Origin of the sequence: Rubrobacter tropicus (assembly GCF_011492945.1) — a bacterium.
GTDB lineage: Bacteria > Actinomycetota > Rubrobacteria > Rubrobacterales > Rubrobacteraceae > Rubrobacter_D > Rubrobacter_D tropicus.
Genome location: NZ_CP045119.1, coordinates 2,013,757 through 2,034,116, shown reverse-complemented (window position 1 = coordinate 2,034,116; position 20,360 = coordinate 2,013,757). Strand labels below are relative to the sequence as shown.

19 protein-coding genes and 1 riboswitch are annotated in these 20,360 nt (G+C 67.6%); of the genes, 3 read left to right on the top strand and 16 right to left on the bottom strand.

What is annotated here, in order from left to right:
* The first annotated feature begins 141 nt into the window (after positions 1–141).
* The gene (rpmB, locus tag GBA63_RS10085; RefSeq protein ID WP_166175730.1) at positions 142–363 is read left to right on the top strand and encodes a 50S ribosomal protein L28; all 222 of its coding nucleotides are present in this window, start codon (positions 142–144) and stop codon (positions 361–363) included.
* A gap of 112 nt (positions 364–475) precedes the next feature.
* Here rpmB and ribH read toward each other — a convergent pair whose 3' ends face one another.
* The 16 genes from ribH to GBA63_RS10005 all read right to left on the bottom strand — a co-directional run bounded on the left by ribH (position 476) and on the right by GBA63_RS10005 (position 17,025).
* On the bottom strand, positions 476–976 hold the full coding sequence (ribH, locus tag GBA63_RS10080; protein ID WP_166175728.1) for a 6,7-dimethyl-8-ribityllumazine synthase: 501 nt from the start codon (positions 974–976) through the stop codon (positions 476–478).
* 8 nt (positions 977–984) lie between these two features.
* Positions 985–2,187: a bifunctional 3,4-dihydroxy-2-butanone-4-phosphate synthase/GTP cyclohydrolase II gene (locus GBA63_RS10075; protein ID WP_166175726.1), complete on the bottom strand. Its 1,203-nt coding sequence runs from the start codon at positions 2,185–2,187 to the stop codon at positions 985–987.
* On the bottom strand, positions 2,177–2,830 hold the full coding sequence (locus tag GBA63_RS10070) for a riboflavin synthase (protein ID WP_166175724.1): 654 nt from the start codon (positions 2,828–2,830) through the stop codon (positions 2,177–2,179). Before GBA63_RS10070 ends, GBA63_RS10075 begins: the two co-directional genes overlap by 11 nt.
* The gene (gene ribD / locus GBA63_RS10065) at positions 2,811–3,935 is read right to left on the bottom strand and encodes a bifunctional diaminohydroxyphosphoribosylaminopyrimidine deaminase/5-amino-6-(5-phosphoribosylamino)uracil reductase RibD (protein ID WP_166175722.1); all 1,125 of its coding nucleotides are present in this window, start codon (positions 3,933–3,935) and stop codon (positions 2,811–2,813) included. Before ribD ends, GBA63_RS10070 begins: the two co-directional genes overlap by 20 nt.
* 1 nt (position 3,936) lies before the next feature.
* Positions 3,937–4,108, bottom strand: a riboswitch (FMN riboswitch).
* Positions 4,109–4,450: 342 nt separating this feature from the next.
* Positions 4,451–5,122 carry a ribulose-phosphate 3-epimerase gene (gene rpe / locus GBA63_RS10060; RefSeq protein ID WP_228282403.1) on the bottom strand — a complete coding sequence of 224 codons (672 nt, stop codon included), beginning with the start codon at positions 5,120–5,122 and terminating at the stop codon, positions 4,451–4,453.
* Positions 5,123–5,292: 170 nt separating this feature from the next.
* Positions 5,293–6,912 carry a GspE/PulE family protein gene (locus GBA63_RS10055; RefSeq protein WP_166175718.1) on the bottom strand — a complete coding sequence of 540 codons (1,620 nt, stop codon included), beginning with the start codon at positions 6,910–6,912 and terminating at the stop codon, positions 5,293–5,295.
* Positions 6,913–7,186: 274 nt separating this feature from the next.
* The gene (mltG, locus tag GBA63_RS10050) at positions 7,187–8,239 is read right to left on the bottom strand and encodes an endolytic transglycosylase MltG (protein ID WP_166175716.1); all 1,053 of its coding nucleotides are present in this window, start codon (positions 8,237–8,239) and stop codon (positions 7,187–7,189) included.
* 59 nt (positions 8,240–8,298) lie between these two features.
* Positions 8,299–8,721, bottom strand: coding sequence for a Holliday junction resolvase RuvX (ruvX, locus tag GBA63_RS10045; RefSeq protein WP_166180040.1), 423 nt, complete (start codon positions 8,719–8,721; stop codon positions 8,299–8,301).
* 6 nt (positions 8,722–8,727) lie between these two features.
* Positions 8,728–11,361: an alanine--tRNA ligase gene (alaS, locus tag GBA63_RS10040; protein ID WP_166175714.1), complete on the bottom strand. Its 2,634-nt coding sequence runs from the start codon at positions 11,359–11,361 to the stop codon at positions 8,728–8,730.
* 24 nt (positions 11,362–11,385) lie between these two features.
* Positions 11,386–12,159, bottom strand: coding sequence for a SigB/SigF/SigG family RNA polymerase sigma factor (locus tag GBA63_RS10035; protein ID WP_166175712.1), 774 nt, complete (start codon positions 12,157–12,159; stop codon positions 11,386–11,388).
* The gene (locus GBA63_RS10030; protein WP_166175710.1) at positions 12,156–12,443 is read right to left on the bottom strand and encodes a hypothetical protein; all 288 of its coding nucleotides are present in this window, start codon (positions 12,441–12,443) and stop codon (positions 12,156–12,158) included. Before GBA63_RS10030 ends, GBA63_RS10035 begins: the two co-directional genes overlap by 4 nt.
* A gap of 31 nt (positions 12,444–12,474) precedes the next feature.
* On the bottom strand, positions 12,475–12,798 hold the full coding sequence (locus GBA63_RS10025) for a hypothetical protein (protein WP_166175708.1): 324 nt from the start codon (positions 12,796–12,798) through the stop codon (positions 12,475–12,477).
* Positions 12,795–13,178 (bottom strand): DUF948 domain-containing protein, encoded by a 384-nt coding sequence (locus GBA63_RS10020; protein ID WP_166175706.1) that lies wholly within the window; start codon positions 13,176–13,178, stop codon positions 12,795–12,797. The genes GBA63_RS10025 and GBA63_RS10020 overlap by 4 nt, the downstream gene beginning before the upstream one ends.
* 74 nt (positions 13,179–13,252) lie before the next feature.
* The gene (mnmA, locus tag GBA63_RS10015; protein WP_166175704.1) at positions 13,253–14,719 is read right to left on the bottom strand and encodes a tRNA 2-thiouridine(34) synthase MnmA; all 1,467 of its coding nucleotides are present in this window, start codon (positions 14,717–14,719) and stop codon (positions 13,253–13,255) included.
* A gap of 132 nt (positions 14,720–14,851) precedes the next feature.
* Positions 14,852–16,033, bottom strand: coding sequence for a cysteine desulfurase family protein (locus GBA63_RS10010; protein ID WP_207957183.1), 1,182 nt, complete (start codon positions 16,031–16,033; stop codon positions 14,852–14,854).
* Between the two features lie 38 nt (positions 16,034–16,071).
* Positions 16,072–17,025, bottom strand: a complete 954-nt coding sequence (locus tag GBA63_RS10005; protein ID WP_166175702.1) for a lamin tail domain-containing protein — start codon at positions 17,023–17,025, stop codon at positions 16,072–16,074.
* Positions 17,026–17,274: 249 nt separating this feature from the next.
* Here GBA63_RS10005 and aspS point away from each other — a divergent pair, with 249 nt between their 5' ends.
* Both aspS and GBA63_RS09995 read left to right on the top strand, forming a co-directional pair.
* Complete coding sequence (aspS, locus tag GBA63_RS10000; protein ID WP_166175700.1) at positions 17,275–19,107, top strand: aspartate--tRNA ligase; 1,833 nt, start codon at positions 17,275–17,277, stop codon at positions 19,105–19,107.
* Between the two features lie 70 nt (positions 19,108–19,177).
* Entirely contained in the window at positions 19,178–19,804 is a 627-nt protein-coding gene (locus tag GBA63_RS09995; protein ID WP_166175698.1) for a polysaccharide deacetylase family protein, read from the top strand.
* Positions 19,805–20,360 lie beyond the last annotated feature (556 nt).

Below are 20,360 nucleotides of genomic sequence, written 5' to 3'. Positions count from 1 at the left end.
TTCGGGAGAACCCGAAGGCCCTCCGCGTTCCTGTCCATCCGCGACGATCTGGTACAATGCCTGCCCGACGCCCGGAGCCGGCCCACGGCGGCGCACGGGGTCCCCAAATTCGACCGGTATCCTAGCACAGGAGAAATTGAAGTGGCGAAGGTCTGTTATTCCTGCGGAAAGAAGCCAGAGTACGGTAACGCGAGGAGCCACTCCCTGCGCGCGACGCGCCGCCGCTGGAACCCGAACCTGCAGAAGGTCCGGATCCAGGAGGGCAGCACGACCAAGCGCGTGTGGACCTGCACCTCGTGCCTGAAGGCCTTCAAGGTCCAGAAGGCAGTGGCGAAGACCCCGCGCGTCGTCGAGAACGTCTAGCTCCAGCTTGTCAGCACGCTCCGGCTTCGCCTACGCTCTCAGCTAGTCAGCCAGAAAGCTGACAGGCTGAAGTGCTGACTAGCTGACAGGCTAAAAGCGGAGGGGGGACTGCTTAAGCAGTCCCCCCTCCGCTTTTTATGCGGGGCATCAGGTCGGCCATCTCTATGGCGGAGACGGCGGCCTCGAAGCCTTTGTTGCCCATTTTGGTGCCGGCCCGCTCGATTGCCTGTTCTATGGTCTCGGTCGTGATGACGCCGAAGATGGTCGGGACGCCGGTTTCCAGGGCGACTGCGGAGATGCCCCCGGCGGCGCCGTTTGCCACGTATTCGAAGTGGGCGGTGGAGCCGCGGATGACGGCTCCGAGGCAAATCACGGCGTCGTAGCGGCCCGTTAGCGCCATTTGCCTGGCGGCCAGCGGTATCTCGTAGGAGCCGGGCACCCAGGCGACGTCCACCGAGCCGACGTCGCCGCCGTGGCGCCGCACGGCTTCTAGCGAGCCTTCCAGCATCGACTTGACTATGAAGTCGTTGAAGCGGGAGGCGACGATCCCGAAGGATTTGCCGCTAGCGGAGAGGGTGCCCTCAATGTGGTTGGCGCCGTCGTCTCGACGCATCTTTCCTCCTAGATCTTGTCGAAGACGTGGTTTAGCTTCTCGCGCTTGGTCTTGAGGTAGCGCTCGTTATGGCCGTTGGGCTCCATCTCTAAAGGGACGCGTTCGGAGATCTCCAATCCGAAGCCCCTGAGGCCCACGACCTTGGTCAGGTTGTTGGTGAGGAGCCGGATGCGCTTGAGGTCGAGGCTCTTGAGGATCTGGGCTCCCGTACCGTAGTCCCTCAGGTCCGGCGCGAGGCCGAGCTTCTGGTTGGCCTCGACGGTGTCCATGCCCTCGTCCTGCAGGTGGTAGGCCTTCATCTTGTTTAGGAGGCCGATCCCGCGCCCCTCCTGCTGCATGTAGACGATGACGCCCTCGCCCTCGCGCGCGACGAGCTCCATCGCCGACTCCAGCTGCTCGCCGCAGTCGCAGCGCAAAGAGTGGAGCGCATCGCCGGTGAGGCAGGCAGAGTGGACGCGGACGAGCACGTCGTCCTTGCCCTCGGGCTCGCCCATAATGAGGGCGAGGTGGGTGAGGTCCTCTATCTCGCTCTCGTAAGCCTTGAGCCTGAACTCGCCGAACGGGGTCGGAAGCTTCGTCTCGACGGCGCACTTGACCTGGGTCTCGTAGGCGTGGCGGTACTCTATGATCTGGGCGGTCGTCACGAGCTTGACGTCGTGCTCGGCGGAGAACTCCTCGAGGTCCGGCACCCGGGCCATCGTGCCGTCTTCCTTCATGATCTCGCAGATCACGCCCGCGGGCTTGAGGCCGGCGAGCCTGGCGAGGTCCACCGCCGCCTCTGTCTGCCCGGCGCGCTGCAGGACGCCGCCGGCCTTCGCCCTCAGGGGGAAGACGTGCCCCGGCATGACGAGGTCCTCGGGGCCCGTTGCCTCGTCGACGGCCACGCGGCAGGTGTGGGCCCTATCGGCGGCGGAGATGCCGGTGGAGATGCCCTCGCGGGCCTCGATAGAGACCGTGAAGCCCGTTCCCATGCGGGAGGAGTTGTGCACGGTCATCTGGGGGATGTCTAGTTTGTCCACCAGTTCCTCGGCCATCGGGAGGCAGATCAGGCCGCGGCCGTGCGTCGCCATGAAGTTGATGTCCTCGGCGGTGACGAGCTCGGCGGCCATGGTGAGGTCCCCCTCGTTCTCCCTGTCCTCGTCGTCGACGACTATTACCATCTTTCCGGCCTTGATATCTTCCAGGATCTCTTCCATGGGGCTAAACGGCATCTTCGGTTCTCCTCTCGAGCTGATTAACTGTTCTCTCGGTTTTGGCTGTCCACGGCTCCATGAGCCGCTCCACGTACTTCCCTACTACATCCGCCTCCAAATTGACGTGGTCCCCCACACCCAGCTCCCCGAGGTTCGTGTTGGACCTGGTGTGTGGGAGGATGGATACGGTGAACCGGTCCTCCTCGACGGAGACTATGGTGAGGCTTATGCCGTCGACGCAGACGCTCCCCTTCTCGACGGCGTAACGCAGCACCGTCTCGGGCGCCGAGAAGGTCCAGATCTCGGCGTCGTCCTCCGGCCTGACGTCGAGCACCTCCCCGACCCCGTCGACGTGACCCTGCACGATGTGCCCCCCGAGCCGCCCGCCGGCGGCCATCGCCCGCTCCAGGTTTACGGCGCTGCCTCTCTGGAGGCCTCCGAGCGCGGTGCGCCTCAGCGTCTCGGGCATCGTGTAGAAGACGAGGGCGTCGCCCTCTATCTCGTCGACGGTCAGGCACGCGCCGTTGACCAGGATCGAATCCCCGACGCGGGTCCCCCCGGTCACGGTACCGGCACAGAGGCCGATCCTGGCGTCCCCGGCCCCCTCCTTCGCCTCGAGCGCCGTCACGCGCCCCACCTCCTCAACAAGCCCGGTGAACACGCTTCTCCTCCTCACTCCTGGCCGGGTAGAGCGTAACGGCCACGTCCTCGCCGACGGCCTCGACCCCGGAGACGCGAAACCGCAGGGCCTCCGCCATCTTGGTGGCCCGAAGGGTCCCGATCATCGGCACGCCTTCGGAGCCCATAAGCTTCGGGGCGTAGAATAGGGTCAGCTTGTCGGCGAGCCCCCGTTCCACGAAGCCCGTCGCGGTCTCGCCGCCGCCCTCGACCAGGACGCCCTTGACCCCCCGCCGCCCCAACTCGTCGAGGATATACAAGAGGTCCAGGGTTCCCCCGTTCGCCGGCGCCTCCACGACCTCGCAACCGGCCTTCAGGAGGGCGCGTTCTCTCCCGTCGAGGCTCTCAGAAGCGGCGAAGACGACGACCGGCGAATCCGAGGCCGTCCGGGCGAGCTTGCTCTCGGGGCTCGTGGTCAATCTCGGGTCGAGTACCGCGCGCGTTACCGCCGGTGGCACCTCGGGCAGGCCTCGCGCGGTCAGGGTCGGGTCGTCGGCCCGCACGGTACCGGCCCCGACGAGGACGGCCCCGGCCTCGGCCCGCAGGGCGTGCGCCCGGAGCCTTGCCGCCTCTCCCGTCACCCACTTGCTGTCGCCGCCGGGGGCCGCGATCCTGCCGTCGAGGGTGGTCGCGAGCTTGACGTGTACGAACGGACGTCCGGTGCGCATCCTGTGAAAGAATTGTTCGTTCTGGAGCTCGCATGCGGGATCCCCGACCACCTCGACCTCGATGCCGGCATCGCGGAGCATCTCGACGCTTCGCCCGCGCATCCGCGGGTCGGGGTCGAGCGCGCCAACCACCACCCGTGAGACCCCGGCTTGCCGGATCGCCTCCACGCAAGGCGGCGTCCTGCCGTGGTGGTTGCAGGGTTCGAGCGTAACGAAAAGGGTGGCCCCGGCGGCCGCGCCCCCGGCCGCCTTCAGCGCGCGGACCTCGGCGTGATCCTCACCGGCCCGCGCATGCCATCCCTCGCCAACGACGGCGTCGCCGCGCACGGCGACGGCCCCGACCAGGGGGTTCGGCGCAACGGTAAAACGCCCGCGCTCGGCAAGCCGGCGGGCGAGATCCTCAAAAGAACCTCTTGCCAAATCTACCTTTCTCCCATCCGGACTCTGACCGTCGGCGCCGGACTACGGCTCGTCGCGAACCTTCACCGGCTCAACCCCCGGGTCCTACCCGTGGGCTCGCGGGCTCCCCGTCGGGAACACTCCCTCCGGGCTCACCGCCGGTGCGGGAATTCCACCCGCCCCCGAAAAGTTACGAGGAAACTAATACCACACGAAATGACACGCTGCCAACAGCTTGTCAGCACGCTTCGCCCTTGCGGGATCCGCTTGTCAGCACGTTCCGCCCTATGGGCTCCACTCTCAGCACGCATCGGCCTGCTTCGCAGGCCTCGCTTTCGGCACGCTCCGGCCTTCGGCCTACGCTTTCAGCTTTTTGCCGAGCGGGGCCCAACCGGGCGGCGCATTGCGAAAGCGATTCCGTTGTCGCGAAACGTATCGCACGTAGACGACTGGCTGACAGGCTGAAAGGCGCGCAGCGCCGTGCTGAAAGCGGAGGCGAAGCCGGAGCGTGCCGACAAGCTCGCGAAGCGAGCGTGCTAGCCGGCTCCGCGCGCCGCGTCGATAATCTTCCTCATCTCTACTTCGGCGTCGCCCTTGTAGACTGCGGAGCCGGCGACCAAGACCTGGGCGCCGGCTCCGACCATTATGGGGGCAGTCTCGGCGGTTATGCCGCCGTCCACCTGGATCGGGAGGTCGGTCATCTCTTTGAGCCTGCGTACCTTGTCGGCCATTTCGGGGATGAAGGACTGGCCGCCGAAGCCCGGGTTGACGGTCATTACGAGGACGTAATCGAGGTAGGGGAGCGCCCACTCTATGAACTCGGGCGGGGTCGTCGGGTTGAGGGCGACGCCCGCCTCGCAGCCGCCGGCCCGGATCATGGTGAGGGTCCGGTGAAGGTGGGTGACGGCCTCGGGCTGGACCGAGATGCTCGCCACCCCGGCTTCTATGAAGGGTGGGATCAGGTTGTCCGGGCTGTCTACCATGAGATGCGCGTCCACCGGCAGGTCTATCGCCTCGACGAGCGAGGCCGCAACGACCGGCCCGACGGTCAGGTTGGGCACGAATTGGTTGTCCATGGCATCGAAATGGACGAGCTCCGCCCCTCCCCTCTGCGCCCGGCGCACATCCTCCGCCAGGTTCGCGAAGTCGGCCGCAAGGATCGACGGCGCACCCACGATCCTGTCCCCCAGTTCACCCCAAAAGCCCAAAGCCCAACGCCCTCCCGAATCCGCGGCAACGGGCATCCATTCTACAGAAAACGTCCGCGCCAGAGGCCGACCGCAAGATACGGGCAATAGAGACGGGGGGCTTCCATTCCGGCGGGTTCAGACCACCGTTCTCAAGACCTCCTCGATCGTGGTTATCCCTCTGGCAGCCTTTAGCAGGCCATCCTCTCTGAGACGAACCATGCCCCCGCCTCGGCGACGCGGCCGAGCTCTCCCGCGGGGACCCGCCGTAGGACGAGGTCGCGCAGGGACGCATCCAGCACCATCATTTCGTACACGCCGATGCGCCCCCGGTACCCCATGCCCCCACACCGGCGGCACCCGACGGGCTCGCAAAAATCGGCCCCCGTCAGGTCCGGCAGGCCGAGTTCTCGAAGAACCTCGTCTTCTACTTGGGAGGGCCGTTTGCAGTGCTCGCAGAGTCTCCTCGCCAGCCGCTGGGCGATAACGCAGTCGACCGCGGAGGCCGTCAGGAACGGCTCGACGCCCATGTCCGTCAGGCGCGCCACGGCCGAGGGCGCGTCGTTGGTGTGGAGGGTGGCGAGGACCAGGTGGCCCGTGAGGGCCGCCTCGACGCTGGTCCGCGCGGTCTCCCTGTCCCTTATCTCCCCGATCATCACGACGTCCGGGTCGGACCGCAGGATGCTACGGAGGCCTGAGGCGAAGCCGAGGCCGACCTTCGGGTTGACCTGTACCTGGTTTACCCCGGGCATCCTGTACTCGACCGGGTCTTCGACGGTGACTATGTTCTTCTCGGCGCCGTCGAGCTCCCCGAGCGTCGCGTAGAGCGTCGTCGACTTGCCACACCCGGTCGGGCCGGTGACGAGGATGGTGCCGTAGGGCCGGCGAAACACCCTCTCGTACCGGCGGAGCATCCCGGCCTCGAACCCGAGACTCTGCAGGTCCACCTCGACGTTCGCCGTGTCCAGCAGCCGCAACACCACCTTCTCGCCAAAGATCGTGGGGAGCGTGGCGACCCTCAGGTCGGCCCGGCTGCTGCCGAGCTTCACTGAGAGGCGCCCGTCCTGGGGCGCCCGGCGCTCGGCGATGTCGAGGTCCGCGAGCACTTTGATCCTCGCGACCACCCCGCCGTGCAAACTGGCCGGCACCGACGTCATCCTGCGCAGCACCCCATCCACCCTGTAACGGACCCTCGTCTCGCCGGCCCGCGGCTCCACGTGCACGTCGGAGGCCCCTTCCCCCAGGGCCCGCTCCAGAATGGAGCCCACCAGACGCACCACGGGCCCGTCACCGACGGAAACGAACCCTAGCTCCAACGCGTCGCCGCCTTCGCCTGCGGCCCCCCTGTCGGCCTCCGGCGACCCGTCACAGGCGCCTCCGGCCGCTGCGAAAACCGCTTTAGACACGCGCTCTATCCCGCTCCCCGTAGCCACGACGGGCCGGATCCGGTGTCCCGAAAGCATCGCGAGGTCCTCGATCGCGTAGAGGTTCGCCGGATCGCGCATCGCCACGACCAGGTTGCCGCTCTCGACCCTGATGGGAAGCGCCCGGTGCCGGCGCAAGACCTCGCGGTCCACGATCCCCGCGGCCCCCGCCTCCACGTCGGTCTCGGCCAGATCGACGAAGTCCAACCGCAGCCTCGCGGCCAAAGCCCGGGCCAGCTCGTCCTCGCTTGCGTGCCCGAGGGCGACGAGCAGCTCCGGGACCTCGCGCCGGTCCCCGTTCCCCCGCAAAGCCAGCGCTTCATCGAACTGCGCCCGCGTGACGACCCCCTCCTCCACAAGCACAGCCGCCGCCTCCCGAACGCCCATCGCTCCTCTTCCCGTCGCCAAACCACGAGACCGTTTTCGAAGCGTTCGATCACGAACTTTAACCGCTGTCCTCGACAGGCCGCGCCACGTACAGGAGACGCCAAACTATCACGGTCCAGAGAGACGGGCGCAAGAAGTATGAAGAGGCAGGCCCAAACGACCAGACAGCGCCACGCGGAGGTCATCGCCGCAAGCGCAGCAGACGATCAGGGCGCCTTCCTAGAGCGCCCGCGACATTCCCACAGCCAGATAGCTGACAGCTGATGGCTGACAGCTACCTTCCAGCCCCTTCCTTGGCCCGCAGGAACTCGTCGTAGTCGTTGGTAAAGAAATGCTCTTCGCCGCCGGCCTTGAGCACGTAGTAGAGGTGGTTTGTTTGGGCGGGTTCGAGGGCGGCCCGGAGCGATTGGAGGCTGGGGCTGCAGATCGGGCCGGGGGGTAGGCCCTCGTTCTCGTAAGTGTTGTAGGGCGACTCGATCTCCAAATCGGAGTAGGAGAGGTTCTCCTTGGGACGTTTGAGGGCGTACTGGATGGTCGCGTCTATCTGGAGGGGCATGTCTTTGCGGATGCGGTTGTAGATGACGGAGGCGATCACGGGCCGCTCCTCCGCGTTTGCCGCCTCCTTCTCGATCATGGAAGCCACGGTCACGAGCTCGTGCTCGGTGAGGCCGAGACGCTCCCTGGCCCCCGCGATGTCGAGACCTTCGGTCTCTAGCAGGTACTGCCCGAGCAGGCGGTCCACCACCTGCGGCGCCGTGACGCCTTTCTCGAAGTCGTAGCGCCGCGGGAAGAGGTATCCCTCCGTGGTCTGGGCTCTGGAGTCCTGCAGGAACGCGTAACCGTAGTCCGTGCGGCGCGCGGCCGCCTCGAACTTGCCGGCGGAGATGTCGGTGCCTTCCGCGACGGTCCGGGCAGTTTCAGAGAGGGTCAGGCCCTCGGGGACGGTAACGGCGATGGTCGGGACGGCCTCCCCGGCGGTTAGCTTGGATAGGATCTCGTCGGCGTCGGCGCCGGGCTGGAAGGTGTAGCGGCCGGTCTTTACCGTGGTGTCGCGGCCGTCCACGCGGGCCTCGACCTTGAAGACGAACGCGCTAGAGATCACCCCGGCTCTCTCAAGCTTGGTGGCGACCGTAGAGAGCGTGTCCCCCTTGACCACCTCGACCTGCGCCGGCCCCTCGGCCTCGTCGTCCCCGCCGCCGGCGAAGGCCGAGGTGTAGATCAGGTACACGGCCCCAAGGGCGCCGGCCAGTAGCAGAACACCGAGAACGGTCGGCCCCCAGTTGGAGCGGCGCTTTCTGCGGCCTTTCTGACCCTTGGCCGAACGCAAGGCGTCGAGCCGGGCCTCGAGCTCGGCCCGGTCCTCGCGCTTGCTCTTGTCGTAGCGCCTCAGAGGTCCCCCCTCCTCGCCAGATACTCCTGCAGTATGCGGGCTGCCGCCAGGTGGTCGACCGGCGGGCGCCGCCCCTTCTTTTTGCCCGCCTTTCTGGAGCCGCCAGCGACGGCCATGCGGGTGGTCAGGCGCTCGTCCCATTCGACGAACCGTACGCCCGGAAACTCCCGCCTCAACCGCGCAATTGTATCCAAAACCCCGCTGGCCTGGGGGCCGACCTCGCCGGCCAGCGTCTTCGGCACCCCGACGACGACCTCGTCGACGGTCTGCGAGGCGAACAGATCGCGGAGGTAGACGGTCAATTCGCCGCTCGGGACGACGTCGAGTGGGGCGGCTATAACGCGGTCGGGGTCGGAGAGGGCGACGCCGGTGCGGACGGTCCCGAGGTCGAGCGCGGCGACGCGTCCGGCGCCGGTCAGGGCCTACTACCCCGCGTCGGAGAGTTTGCGGCCCAGGATCTCGCGCGCCCTCGCCAGCGCGTCCGGGATGGCCTCGAGGTTACCCCCTCCGGCCTGGGCCATCGTAGCCCCGCCGCCCCCGCCCCCGCCGAGAACGCCCGAGACTTCCTTGACTATATCGCCGGCCCTTACTTTTCCTGAGACGTCGGGATGGAGGTTGGCGACGAGCACCGCCTTGCCGTCGAGGTCGGCGGCGAGTACCACGGCCGAGGGGCCGTCGAGGCGGTTCTTCACGTCGTCGGAGATCTGGCGCAAGCCCTTGACGTCCGCGGCGACCACCTGCCCGGTGACGACCCTGGCGCCGTCCATCTTCTCCGCCCCATCGACCAGCGTCCCGACCTCGCCGAGGCCCTGCTTCAGCGCCTCCTCGCGGGCCGCCTCGCGACCCTGGCGGGCCTCGCGGCGCAGGTTCTCGATGGCGTCGGGAAGGTTCTCCACGGGAACCCGGAGCTCACCGGCTATCTCCTCGGCCTGTTCCGCCGTCTCCGTGAGGTAGAAGAGCGCCTCGCGGCCGGTGACGACCTCGATGCGGTACAGGTCGGCGCCGTGCTTCCTGTTCGAGAGGACCTTGAAGGCCCCGACCTCCGCCGTGCCCCGGACGTGCGTCCCGCCGCACAGCTCGCGGGAGAAGCCGTCCACCTCGACCACCCGCACGAGATCCCCGTACTTCTCGCCGAAGAGCATCATCGCGCCGAGCTCGCGGGCCTCGTCGATGGTCGTCGTGTAGTAGCGGACGGGCTGGTTCTCGGTGATCTTGTACAGGCACACCTCCTGAACCCGGTGGACCTGCTCCTCGCTGACCCTTCCGCCGTAGCGGTAATCGAAGCGCAAACGGTCGGGACCGACGTAGCTGCCGGCCTGAGCGACGTCCGGGCCGAGCTCGGCCCGGAGGGCCCAGTGCAGGATGTGCGTGGCGGTGTGGTTCGCCTCGATCTGCTGCCGCCGCACCCGGTTTATGGAGGCGGTGACCGCGTCGCCCACGGCGAACCCGTCGCGCTCCACCCTCGCCCGAAGGACCTGGTAGCCGCCCGCGGGAACCACGTCGAAGACCTCAAGCTGGCCGTCGCCCGAGGTGATCCAACCCTCGTCAGCGACCTGTCCGCCGCCGGTGGCGTAGAACGGGTTCTCGGCCAAAACCACCGAGACCTCGCCGGGCGCATCGGGCGAGTCTTCGAGGGCGACGATCCTGGTCTCTATCTGCTCCCGCTCGTACCCGACGAACCGGCTGTGAATCTCCTGCCCGCCGAACGCCGCCACCGCGCGGTCGTACCCGCGCGCGGCCTCCCTGGCGCGGCTTCGCTGCGCGTCCATCGCGGCCTCGTAGCCGGCCTCGTCCAGGGAGACGCCGCGTTCGGCGAGCACCTCGCGCGTCACCTCGACCGGGAAACCGTAGGTGTCGTGGAGGGTGAAGGCGACGTCGCCGGGGAAGTTGCCGCCATCCAGGCGCGAGAGCTCTGACTCCAGGAGCTCCTTGCCCGACTCGAAGATCTCGACGAACCTCGCGGCCTCGTCGGTCACGATGCGGCGGATGTCCTCCCTGGCTTCGCGCAGCTCCCCGTAGAAATCGCCCATGTAGTCCACCACCGTCTCGGCCACGGCGGCCAGTTGTTCGGGGCCCAGGCCCAGGCGCGAGTACGCCTGCAGGGTGGCGCGCCGGATCATGCGCCGCAGCACGTACTCCCGGCGCTGGTTGCCCGGCCTGACGCCGTCGGCGATCAGGAACGCCATGCCGCGGGTGTGGTCGGCGACTATGCGAAGCGCCCTGTCCGTCGCATCGGAGTCGCCGACGGAGACGCCGGCGAACTCTTTTATCTTCTCGAAAGCGGGGGCATAGAGGTCCGTGTCGTAGACGTAGCGGACGCCCTGGACGACGGCCGTAGTCCGTTCCAGCCCCATGCCCGTGTCGACGCCGGTCTTGGCGAGCGGGACGAGGGTGCCGTCCTTGCGCTGCTCGTACTGGTTGAAGACGAGGTTCCAGATCTCCAAGAAGCGCGGGTCACCCTCGTCACCGCCCGGGCCGTACTTCGGGTCTTGCGAAGGGTCGCCGAGCCCGTACTCCTCGCCGTAGTCGTAGTAGATCTCCGAGCACGGGCCGCACGGGCCCGAGTCGCCCGGCGGTCCCCACCAGTTCTCGCTCTTGGGGAGGCCGAAGATCTTCTCTTCAGGCACCCCGACGTCCATCCAGAACCTCTTGGCCTCGAGGTCTTCGGGGGCATCCTCGTCGCCCTCGAAGATCGTGATCCAGAGCCGCTCGGGCGCCAGGCCGAGCTCGGCCGTGAGGAACTCCCAGGCGTAATCTACGGCCTCTTTCTTGAAGTAGTCGCCGAAGGAGAAGTTGCCCATCATCTCGAAGAAGGTGAGGTGGTGCCTGTCCCCGACCTCCTCGATGTCCTGGGTGCGGAAGCATTTCTGGGCGCTGGTGGCGCGGGGGGATGGCGGTTTGTCCTCGCCGGTGAAGAAGGTTATGAACTGCTGCATGCCGGCCGTCGTCAGGAGTACCGTGGGGTCGTTGTAGGGGATGAGGGAGGAGCTCGGGTAGAACCTGTGGCCCCGTTCTCCGAAAAACTCAAGAAACCGGCGTCTGATCTCGTAGCTCTGCATGGGCTCCATCCCGCTCCTGGCGTCCTAGTTCTCGTTGTCCATATCGTCGAGCTCCTCGCGCAAATCCTGCAGGGCCCGCCTGAGGAGCCGCGAGACGTGCATCTGGCTGACCCCGATGCGGTCCGCTATCTCGGTCTGCGTCTTGCCCTCGTTGAAGCGGAGCTTTAGGATCTGCTGCTGCTGGCCCTTGAGGCCGTCTATGGCCCGCTGCAGGAGTATCCTGTCTTCCAGCCCGTCTATCGGGGAGTTGTCGTCCGCCTGCAGGTCCATGATCGTGTCGCCCTCGCGCTCGTCGGTGCTGACGGGCGCGTCCAGGCTCGCCGTGTTGTAGGCCCGCCCGAGGGCCAGGGCCTCTGCCACGCTCTCCATGTCGGCGTCGAGTACGTCGGCCAGCTCCCTGACCGTGGGCGAGCGGCCGTTCTTCACGGTCTGGTCGCGAATAGCCTCCTTGGCCGACTGGCGAAGCTCCTGCAGGCCGCGCGGCACCCGCATCGCCCACCCCTTGTCGCGGAAGTAGCGCTTGATCTCCCCGAGGATGTTGGGCGTCGCGTAGGTGGAGAACTCTATCCTCCGGTCCACGTCGAACCTGTCGACGGCCTTGATGAGGCCAACGGAGGCCACCTGCACGAGGTCGTCGACGGGCTCCCCACGCCCCGCGAACTTGCGGGCCAGAAACTCGGCGAGCGGCAACTGCTCCTGGATGACTTTCTCCCTGGCAGCCTGGTCGCCCAGCTTGTGGTACCGGGTAAGGAGACGCCTGGTGCGCGCCTTGTCTGGCCGCCGGTAGCGGCGGCTCACGACACCAGCTCGACCACTGTGCGCCAGCGTCTTTCGACCCCGCCGTTCCCGGCCGGCTCCTCAACTTCAGCGACCACGGCGTCGTCCGCCAGCGCGAACCGGAAACGCGTGGGCCCGTCCCCGGTGTGAAAGTCCTCCAGCAGCTCCACCGCCTCGTCGAGGCCGCCCACACCCACCCTGGCCCGCGCGGCCATGCCGGCCAGGACCAGCCCGACGCAAGAGCGGAGCTGCCCGTCTGGCGGAAGGGTGAGATAGGCGTATTCTCGGGCGCGGTCAGGGGTCAAGCCTGTGTCCTCCTGGGTCGTGATCTCGGCTCTAAGCGTCCCGCGGCGCGGGGGGTTCGACGGTCGATTCCGGCTCCACGGCCGGCTGCGCCTCGGGCGCGGGTTCGGGACCGATTGCGGCGGCACGCCCGGCGTGCGCCTTGTCATGCCGCTCCAGATCGCGCAGGATCTCCTCCCGCCGCGAGGAGGATGCCTCGCGGGCCGCCGAGACCGCGTTCCTGTACCGGCGCCTGACGTTTACCGGAAGGTCTCTGGCCGCCTTCGGAAGGTTCTTGCGGGCCTCCTCGCTCGTGGCGTAGATGGTGCCCGCCACGCCAAGGACCACGCCCGCGGCAACCTTGCCCCAGGTACTCATCTATCCTCGCCTTCGGGCCGCTTCTCCCCGCCGAGGAACGTGCTTATGCCCCTCGAAAGCCCCGCGGTCGCGGACGAGGCCCGGATGATGCCGCCGCGCACGCCCCTCGTAATGACGGTGGTGGTCTGGTCGAGCTCGTCCGTCATGCCGGCCACGTCGCCGACCGCCTCGTCGAGCTGGGAGAGCTGACTGTTTATGTTATCCACCGTGGTGTGGGTCTTGCCGATCAGGGGCACCACCTGCTCGGAGACGTCCCTTATGCTCTTCTCGGTCGTCGCGAAGATGCGGGCGAGCCGCAGGAAAGCCCAGGCGAGCAGGAAGAAGGCGACCGCGATCCCCGCGTAGAGCAGCCCCTTCATCAGTTCCACGAAAAGGTCCAAAACCTAGCGCACCTCCGTTAAAGCGGGCCGAGAGCCCGCATTATAACCGGGATGACACGCCTCTCGCACGCCCACTATTCCAGCCCCCGCGCCACGACGCCGCCGCCGACCACCCGCTCGCCGTCCGCGCTGTAGAAGACGGCCGACTGACCGGCCGCGACCCCCATAACGGGCTCTTCGAGGTCGGCGATCCAACCGCCCTCCCCGTCGGCCCGGATCTCGCAGGCCACAGGCCCGCCGTTGTACCGAACCTGCACGGACTTCGCCTCCCCGGGCGGCAAAAACCAGTTGAGGCCGCGCACCCGCACCTCGCGGACTTCCAGGTCCTTACGACGCCCCACGACCACCTGCTTGCTCTCGGGACGGACCTCCGTGACGTAGAGCGGGGTCGGCGCGGAGACGCCTATGCCCCGCCGCTGGCCGACGGTGAAGTCGACCACCCCGGCGTGCCGGCCGAGCACGGCGCCTTCCCGGTCCACGACTTCCCCCGGCTCGGCCGATACGGTCTTTCGCACGAAACGCCGGTAATCGCCGTCGGGGATAAAGCAGATGTCCTGGCTCTCGGGGGTGTAGGCGACGGCGAGGCCCCGCTCCTCGGCGATCCTGCGCACCTCCGTCTTTCGGTAGTCGCCGAGGGGAAACACGGCCCGCGCCAGCAACTCCTTCGGGATCGGCCACAAAACGTAGGTTTGATCCTTGCTCTCGTCCGCCGGCCGCGCCAGGCTCGGACCCTCCGCCACCCGCGCGTAATGCCCGGTCGCGACGTGCCTGAAGCCGAGTTCATCCGCGAGAAAGGCGGCCGCGTGAAACTTGACGTGAGCGTTGCACGCCACGCAGGGGTTCGGGGTGCGCCCCTTCTCGTAAGAACCCACGAAGTCCTGCATTACCCGCTTGTTGAAGAGGTCCTTGAGGTTGAGCGTGAAGTGCGGCAGGCCCATCCTGTGCGCCGTGTCGCGCGCGAAGAGGACCGTATCGGGCGAGCAACACGACCGGCTGCCCTTCTCGCCGTCGTGCAGCCTGAAGGTAACGGCGGCCACGTCGTGCCCGGCCTCCTTGAGCAACAACGCCGTCACCGCCGAGTCAACCCCGCCGCTCATCGCGGCAACGACGCCGCCAGCACCGATCTCACCACCGCCAGAGTAGCCTTCCACCAGCCCCGCGCCGGCCGTCCGGCTCCAGTGGTCCTCGAAAGCCTTGTGCAGTGCGTCGAGCACGAGGGTCAAGGCGTGTCCCTTGCCCTCCGGCAGCGGCCCGCCGAGAGCCCCCTCGACGTCCGCCTTCGAAACTCGCGCGGCGTCGAGCAGGGTCCGCCCGTTCACGAGCTCAGCCAACGCCGACCCGGCCGCCACGCAGGCCGCGCAACCGAAGACCTCGTACCGCGCCTCCTCGACCCTCTTCTCCCGGATCAGGACCGAAAAGGTGGCGACGTCGCCGCAGGCAGCATCCCCCGACTCGCCCGCCCCGGAAGGCTCGTCCAGCCGTCCGGCGTGCCTGGGCCGGACCAGATGGTCGATGACTTGTGGGCTATAGGCTTCAGGCATCAGGCTGCAGCTTTCGGTTTTGTTGGCAGACAGACGATAAGCGGCGAATATTTCGTTTTTATGGTGGTGCAGTTGCGGTTCACGAAGAGACTATCTCCTTCTGGCCGATACCTGATTCCTGAAACCCGAAGCCTAATTCGCATACACCGGCGACACTTCGCGGAGGCGTCGCACGGCCCCGGCGAAGGCTTCGAGGAAGCCTTCGATCTCTTCAGCGGTGTTGTCTTTTCCTACCGTGATCCTGGCCGACGAGAGCGCGTCTTGCTCGTCCTTGCCGATCTCCAACAGCACCCCGGAGGCCTTGTGGCCGCCGCTGGAACAGGCGGAGCCGCTCCCGATAGCATAGCCGAGCGAGTCGAGGACGAGTACCAGGCTCTCCGCCCCAACGCCGCGGACCGTGAAGTGCGCGTTGTTGGAGAGACGGCGGCCGGGGTGGCCGTTCAGGTCCACGTCCGGCATCGCGCCGACGCCAGAGATCACGCGGTCCCGAAGCTCCGTCTCGTGCCCGATCCTCTCCTCCAGCTCCTCCCTCGCGAGCCGGGCCGCCTCTCCGAGGCCCACGATACCGGCGACGTTCTCGGTCCCGCTTCTCAGGCCCCCCTCCTGCCCGCCGCCGAGCACGACGGGCTCGATGGCCGTCCCCCCACGCACCAACAGGGCGCCGACGCCCTGCGGCCCGTAGAGCTTGTGGCCCGAGATCGCGAGCGTCGAAACGGGCGTCTCCCCGACGTTCAGGCGGGTTCTGCCGGCTGCCTGGACCGCGTCCGTGTGGAAGGGTACGCCACGCGAAACACACGCCTCCGAGATCTCCCGGATGGGCTGAACGGTACCTATCTCGTTGTTGGCCCACACGACGCTGGCGAGGGCCGTGTCCGGGCGCAGGGCGGCAACAAATTCGGCCGGGTCGACGAGGCCGTGCCCGTCCACTCCCACCCACGAGACCTCGAAGCCCTCGGCCTCCAGCCTTCTCGCCGCCTCGCGGACGGCGGCGTGCTCGACCTTCGAGACGACCGCGTGCCGTTTGCCCCGGTCCGCGGCACGGGCGAGCCCCAGTATCGCGAGGTTGTCGGCTTCGGTGCCGCCACCCGTGAAGAAGATCTCCTCCGGAGACGCCCCGAGGAGCCCGGCCACCTGCTCCCGCGCGGTCTCGACCGCGCCCCTGGCCGCAACGCCCCGAGCGTGCAGGGAGGAGGGGTTTCCGCGGGTCGCGCCGAGGTGCGGGAGCATGGCTTCGAGCACCCTTGGATCCAGGGGCGTGGTGGCGGCGTTGTCCAGGTAAACGGGGCTCTGCATCGCCCGGCTAGTGTATCTCACGGGGGCGAAATTTCAGCCCGAAAGCGGGGTTGCGCGGCCTAGACGGTGTACGTGGAGGCAACCGCCCCGCCGGGATCGAGCAGCGCCACCTGGTCACCGGGCGCGAGGTCGAGCTCGGTGCCGCCCTCGAAGGTCCCGTCGACGACTTCGCCGTCCGCGTCGACCACGTCGGGGACGCGCCCGATCGAGGCGCTTCCCCTGACGGGTATCCGAACGTCGCTGTTGATGGTCACCTGCGGGGCGTCAGGGTCGACCTGGGCATCTTCGGGGCTGAGCACCCTGAGGGTGAAGCCGCGCAGGTTCACCGGGCTCTCCGTGGGGTTCTGGACGCTAAAGAACTCGATGCCGCCGCCGTCGTCGGTAAGGTCCACGTTCTCTATGCGCACGTTGATGTCGCTCGTGTTGTCCTCGACCTCGACGGCGGCGAGGTCGAAGAGCGCCTGGCTAAGGACGGGCTCCGGCGTGTAGCCCTGAAAGAGGTTCGTGATGACGTACTCTTCCCCGCTCGGCGCGAGCATCGCCACGTACGGCGTTACCCCGATGCCAAGCTGGGCGGCGAGCGTGCCGTACTGCCCCTCTTGCAACTCCCCGGCGTCGTCGGCCGGGCCCGGGTTGGAGATGTCGTAGCTGAAGAACTCTATCGTCGGGTACTGGGCGCTGAGGCGGTCCATGGCGTCCCGAACCCCACGGTCTACCGAGAGGCCCTGCGGATAGCCCAAAGAATCCTCGTCCAGCTTGTAGAACTGGACCGCGATCCTGGCCCGCCGCCCATATGCCTCGCTAAAGTTCGGCGGCACGGGCTGCTCCGTGTTGAGCGTAAAGGGTACGTCCGAAAGCGTCTCTGCCTGCCCCACCCCCACCGTCGAAGTCCCCGCGCCCGGTGTGGCGGCGGGCGCCGGCGTCGCCGGGGCTTCGGCTTCGGGAACGGTCGCCTCCTCGTCCCCGCCGCCGCACCCGGTCAGCAGGACGACGCAGGCAAGGACCACGGGCACGCCGAGCCGCGCGAAGAGACCTTTTAAACCGTTCTCCCGGATAAACCTCTCCCCCGCAGCCCACCGAAGATTTCCGTCCGGCGGCGGGTGCCCGGCCGGATATCGGCTAAGTTAGCACGGGCGCCAAACGCACGCAACGGACCCGCCGCGCGCCCCCCGGGGCTTCGGGAGCGGGCTTTTTCGGCTACCATTCGGGAGGTTCGCGCCGCGGGAGTTCGGGCGCGCAAGCGAGACGTCGGGAGGCGAGAGATGGACCGTCGTAACCCTTACAGGACCCACAACGCGGGGGACTTACGCAAAGAGAACGTCGGAGAGACGGCGAGGCTGGCCGGCTGGGTGCACCGCAGAAGGGACCACGGCGGCCTCATCTTTATAGACCTGAGAGACAGGTGGGGCATAACCCAGGTAACCTTCGACCCGGAGAGGGAGGACATCTTCTCGACGGCCGAGAAACTAAGGCCCGAGTGGTCCATCTCCGTCGAGGGCGAGGTGACCGCCCGCCCCCCCGGCAACGAGAACCCCGACCTCCCCACCGGACACATAGAGGTTCGGGCGACGGATCTGCGAGTCCTCAACACTTCGGAGACGCCGCCGTTCGAGATCGAACGCGACCGCCCCGTTGACGAGACCCTGCGCCTGAAATACCGCTACCTGGACCTCCGCCGGGAGAAGATGCGAGACACCATCCTCTTCCGGCACAGGGTCGTCAAGCACATCAGGGACTTCCTCGACGCCCGCGAATTCGTCGAGATCGAGACGCCGCTCCTTACCGCCTCGACCCCCGAGGGCGCCCGCGACTACCTCGTCCCGGCCAGGCTCTACCCGGGCCAGTTCTACGCGCTGCCGCAGTCGCCGCAGCAGTTCAAGCAGCTGTTGATGGTCGCGGGCTTCGAGCGGTACTTCCAGATCGCGCGTGCTTTGCGCGACGAAGACCAGCGCGGCGACCGCCAGCCCGAGCACACCCAGCTAGACATGGAGCTCAGCTACACCACCCAGGACGAGGTGCTCGGCCTGGTCGAGGAGCTGTTCACCGGGATAGTCGAGGGGCTTACGGATAAGACGATTGGCCAGAAGCCCTTCCCCCGCCTCACCTACGCCGAGGCGATGGACCGTTTCGGGTCGGACAAGCCCGACATCAGGTTCGGGCTGGAGCTTCGGGACGTCTCGGAGATCGCGGCGACTAGCGGCTTCAAGGTCTTTAGCGGGGCCGTCGAGTCCGGCGGGTCCGTGCGGGGCATCGCGGTCGGCGGGCTCGGGGACCTATCGCGGGGGAAGATCGAGGGCGAGATCACGGATGTCGCAAAGACCGGTGGCGCCCGCGGCCTCGCGTTCATGAAGGCCGAAGCCGACGGCCTCACAGGCCCAATAGCGAAGTTCTTCTCGGACGAAGAGCAGGCCTCCCTCCGCGAAGCCCTGGGCGCCCGGCAGGGAGACTACCTGTTCTTCGTGGCGGACAAGGACCCCGTCGTCTTCGAGAGCCTTGGCAGGCTCAGGCTTCACTTCAGGGACCGCCTGGGGCTCGCGGACGACGACGTTCTCGGCCTCTGCTGGGTGACGGACTTCCCGCTCTTCGAGTGGAACGAGGACGAGGGGCGCGTCGAGCCGATGCACCACATGTTCACCATGCCGCGCGAGGAGGACCTCGGGCTGCTGGAGACGGAGCCCCTGAAGGTCATCGGCCAGCTCTACGACCTGGTGGCGAACGGGACGGAGCTGGCTTCGGGGAGCATCAGGATCCACCGCCCCGACATCCAGCAGCGGGTCTTCGACGTTATTGGCATCGACTCGGAAGAGGCCGAACGCCGCTTCGGCGCGATGCTGACTGCTTTCCGATACGGGGCCCCGCCCCACGGCGGCATAGCCCCGGGGATAGACCGCCTCATCATGCTCCTGCGCGACCAGCCGAACATCCGCGAGGTCATGGCCTTCCCGAAGACCCAGGCCGCCCGCGACGAGATGATGGACGCCCCCGGCCCGGTCTCCGAAGACCAGCTCAAGGAGCTCCACATCGCCCTGCGCCGAAGGCCCGAGGGGCCCAAGGGCTCGGACCCGGCCTCCCGGCCTTCCGAGGGGAATAACTGAGTCGGCTCGCGCGGCGAGCCGCGCTTTCAGCTGTTAGCTCTCGGCTTTCAGCCCTAGATCGGGACGCGGGTTGAGCGGGAAGCTCTCCCTGACGTTCGATGATGGTCCGGATCCCGTCTGGACCCCGCGCGTGCTGGATGTCCTGGAAGAGGTCGGGGTGCGGGCGACGTTCTTCGTGGTGGCGACGCTCGCGGAGCGGCACCCTTCGCTGCTCCGCCGGGCATCTGGGGCAGGACACGAGATCGCCCTCCACTGCACCCGCCACCTGCGCCACGACCGGATGACGGCCTCGGAGATCTACGCCGACGCCGAAAAAGGCCTGCGGGTACTCGGGAAGCTCGGCCACGACGCCGGCGACTGGCGCACACCCTGGGGGGTCGTTACGGGGGGCACGAAGAAGGCGGCCGAGGACCTGGGCCTCCGTCTCGTCGGCTGGACCGCGGACAGCGAGGACTGGCGGGGGGAGCCGTCGAAGGTGATGCTCTCGCGCCTCGCGCCGGGTATCGGTCCGGGTGGGGTCGTCCTCATGCACGACGGGGTCGGGCCCGGCTCTTTGCGGGACGGGTGCGGCGAGACCGTCGAGCTTCTCGCGCCGCTGGTCTCGCTTTGCCGTTCGCGAGACCTGGAGCCGGTGCCACTCGGCGAGTTGTCCGGAGTGCTCCCGGATAGGAACCCCGGTCCCGTCGCCGGTGTATGAGCTTTCGCCTTGCACCAGGGAAGCCTTCGGATAAAGTCAGCCGGTATGAGAATGAGCACACACGAGCGTAGCGCGGAAGAGCCGACGGAAGGCCGGAGTCTGGCGGAGACCTTAGAACGGATCGCGTCGGGCGCCGCCGGCAGGGACGCGGCGCCGGGCTTCCCCGAGGGGCCTTTCGGGGATCTCGCCGCAGCCGGTATCCTCGGCATGACGGTCCCCGGTCCGGACGGGGATCGCGGCGTCTCCTTCGAGGAGGAGTGGCGCGTGCTGCGGGCGGTGGCCGGGGCCGACGGCTCCGTGGGCCGCATCCTCGACGGCCACTTCAACGCGGTCGAGCGGGTCGGCGCCCTGACCCCCGATCCGCTCCGCTCGGCGGAACTCGAAGCTATAGCCGCCGGAGAGCTACGCCTCGGCGTGTGGGGCGCGGACCCCATCCCCGGCGAGGGCGAGCCGGCGCGGTTGTCCGAAGACGAAAGCACGGTCTCAGGCGTCAAGACCTTCTGCTCGGGGTCTACGGGCCTGGACCGGGCCGTGGTCCTCGTGCGTGGCTCCGACG

Bases quoted from the DNA above. Each gene is read 5' to 3' on its own strand.
- ribH (WP_166175728.1), bottom strand. From the start codon at position 976: ATGCGTCGAGACGACGGCGCCAACCACATTGAGGGCACCCTCTCCGCT.
- GBA63_RS10075 (WP_166175726.1), bottom strand. From the start codon at position 2,187: ATGCCGTTTAGCCCCATGGAAGAGATCCTGGAAGATATCAAGGCCGGA.
- GBA63_RS10055 (WP_166175718.1), bottom strand. From the start codon at position 6,912: ATGGGCGTTCGGGAGGCGGCGGCTGTGCTTGTGGAGGAGGGGGTCGTC.
- alaS (WP_166175714.1), bottom strand. From the start codon at position 11,361: ATGCAGAGCTACGAGATCAGACGCCGGTTTCTTGAGTTTTTCGGAGAA.
- GBA63_RS10025 (WP_166175708.1), bottom strand. From the start codon at position 12,798: ATGAGTACCTGGGGCAAGGTTGCCGCGGGCGTGGTCCTTGGCGTGGCG.
- mnmA (WP_166175704.1), bottom strand. From the start codon at position 14,719: ATGCCTGAAGCCTATAGCCCACAAGTCATCGACCATCTGGTCCGGCCC.
- aspS (WP_166175700.1), top strand. From the start codon at position 17,275: ATGGACCGTCGTAACCCTTACAGGACCCACAACGCGGGGGACTTACGC.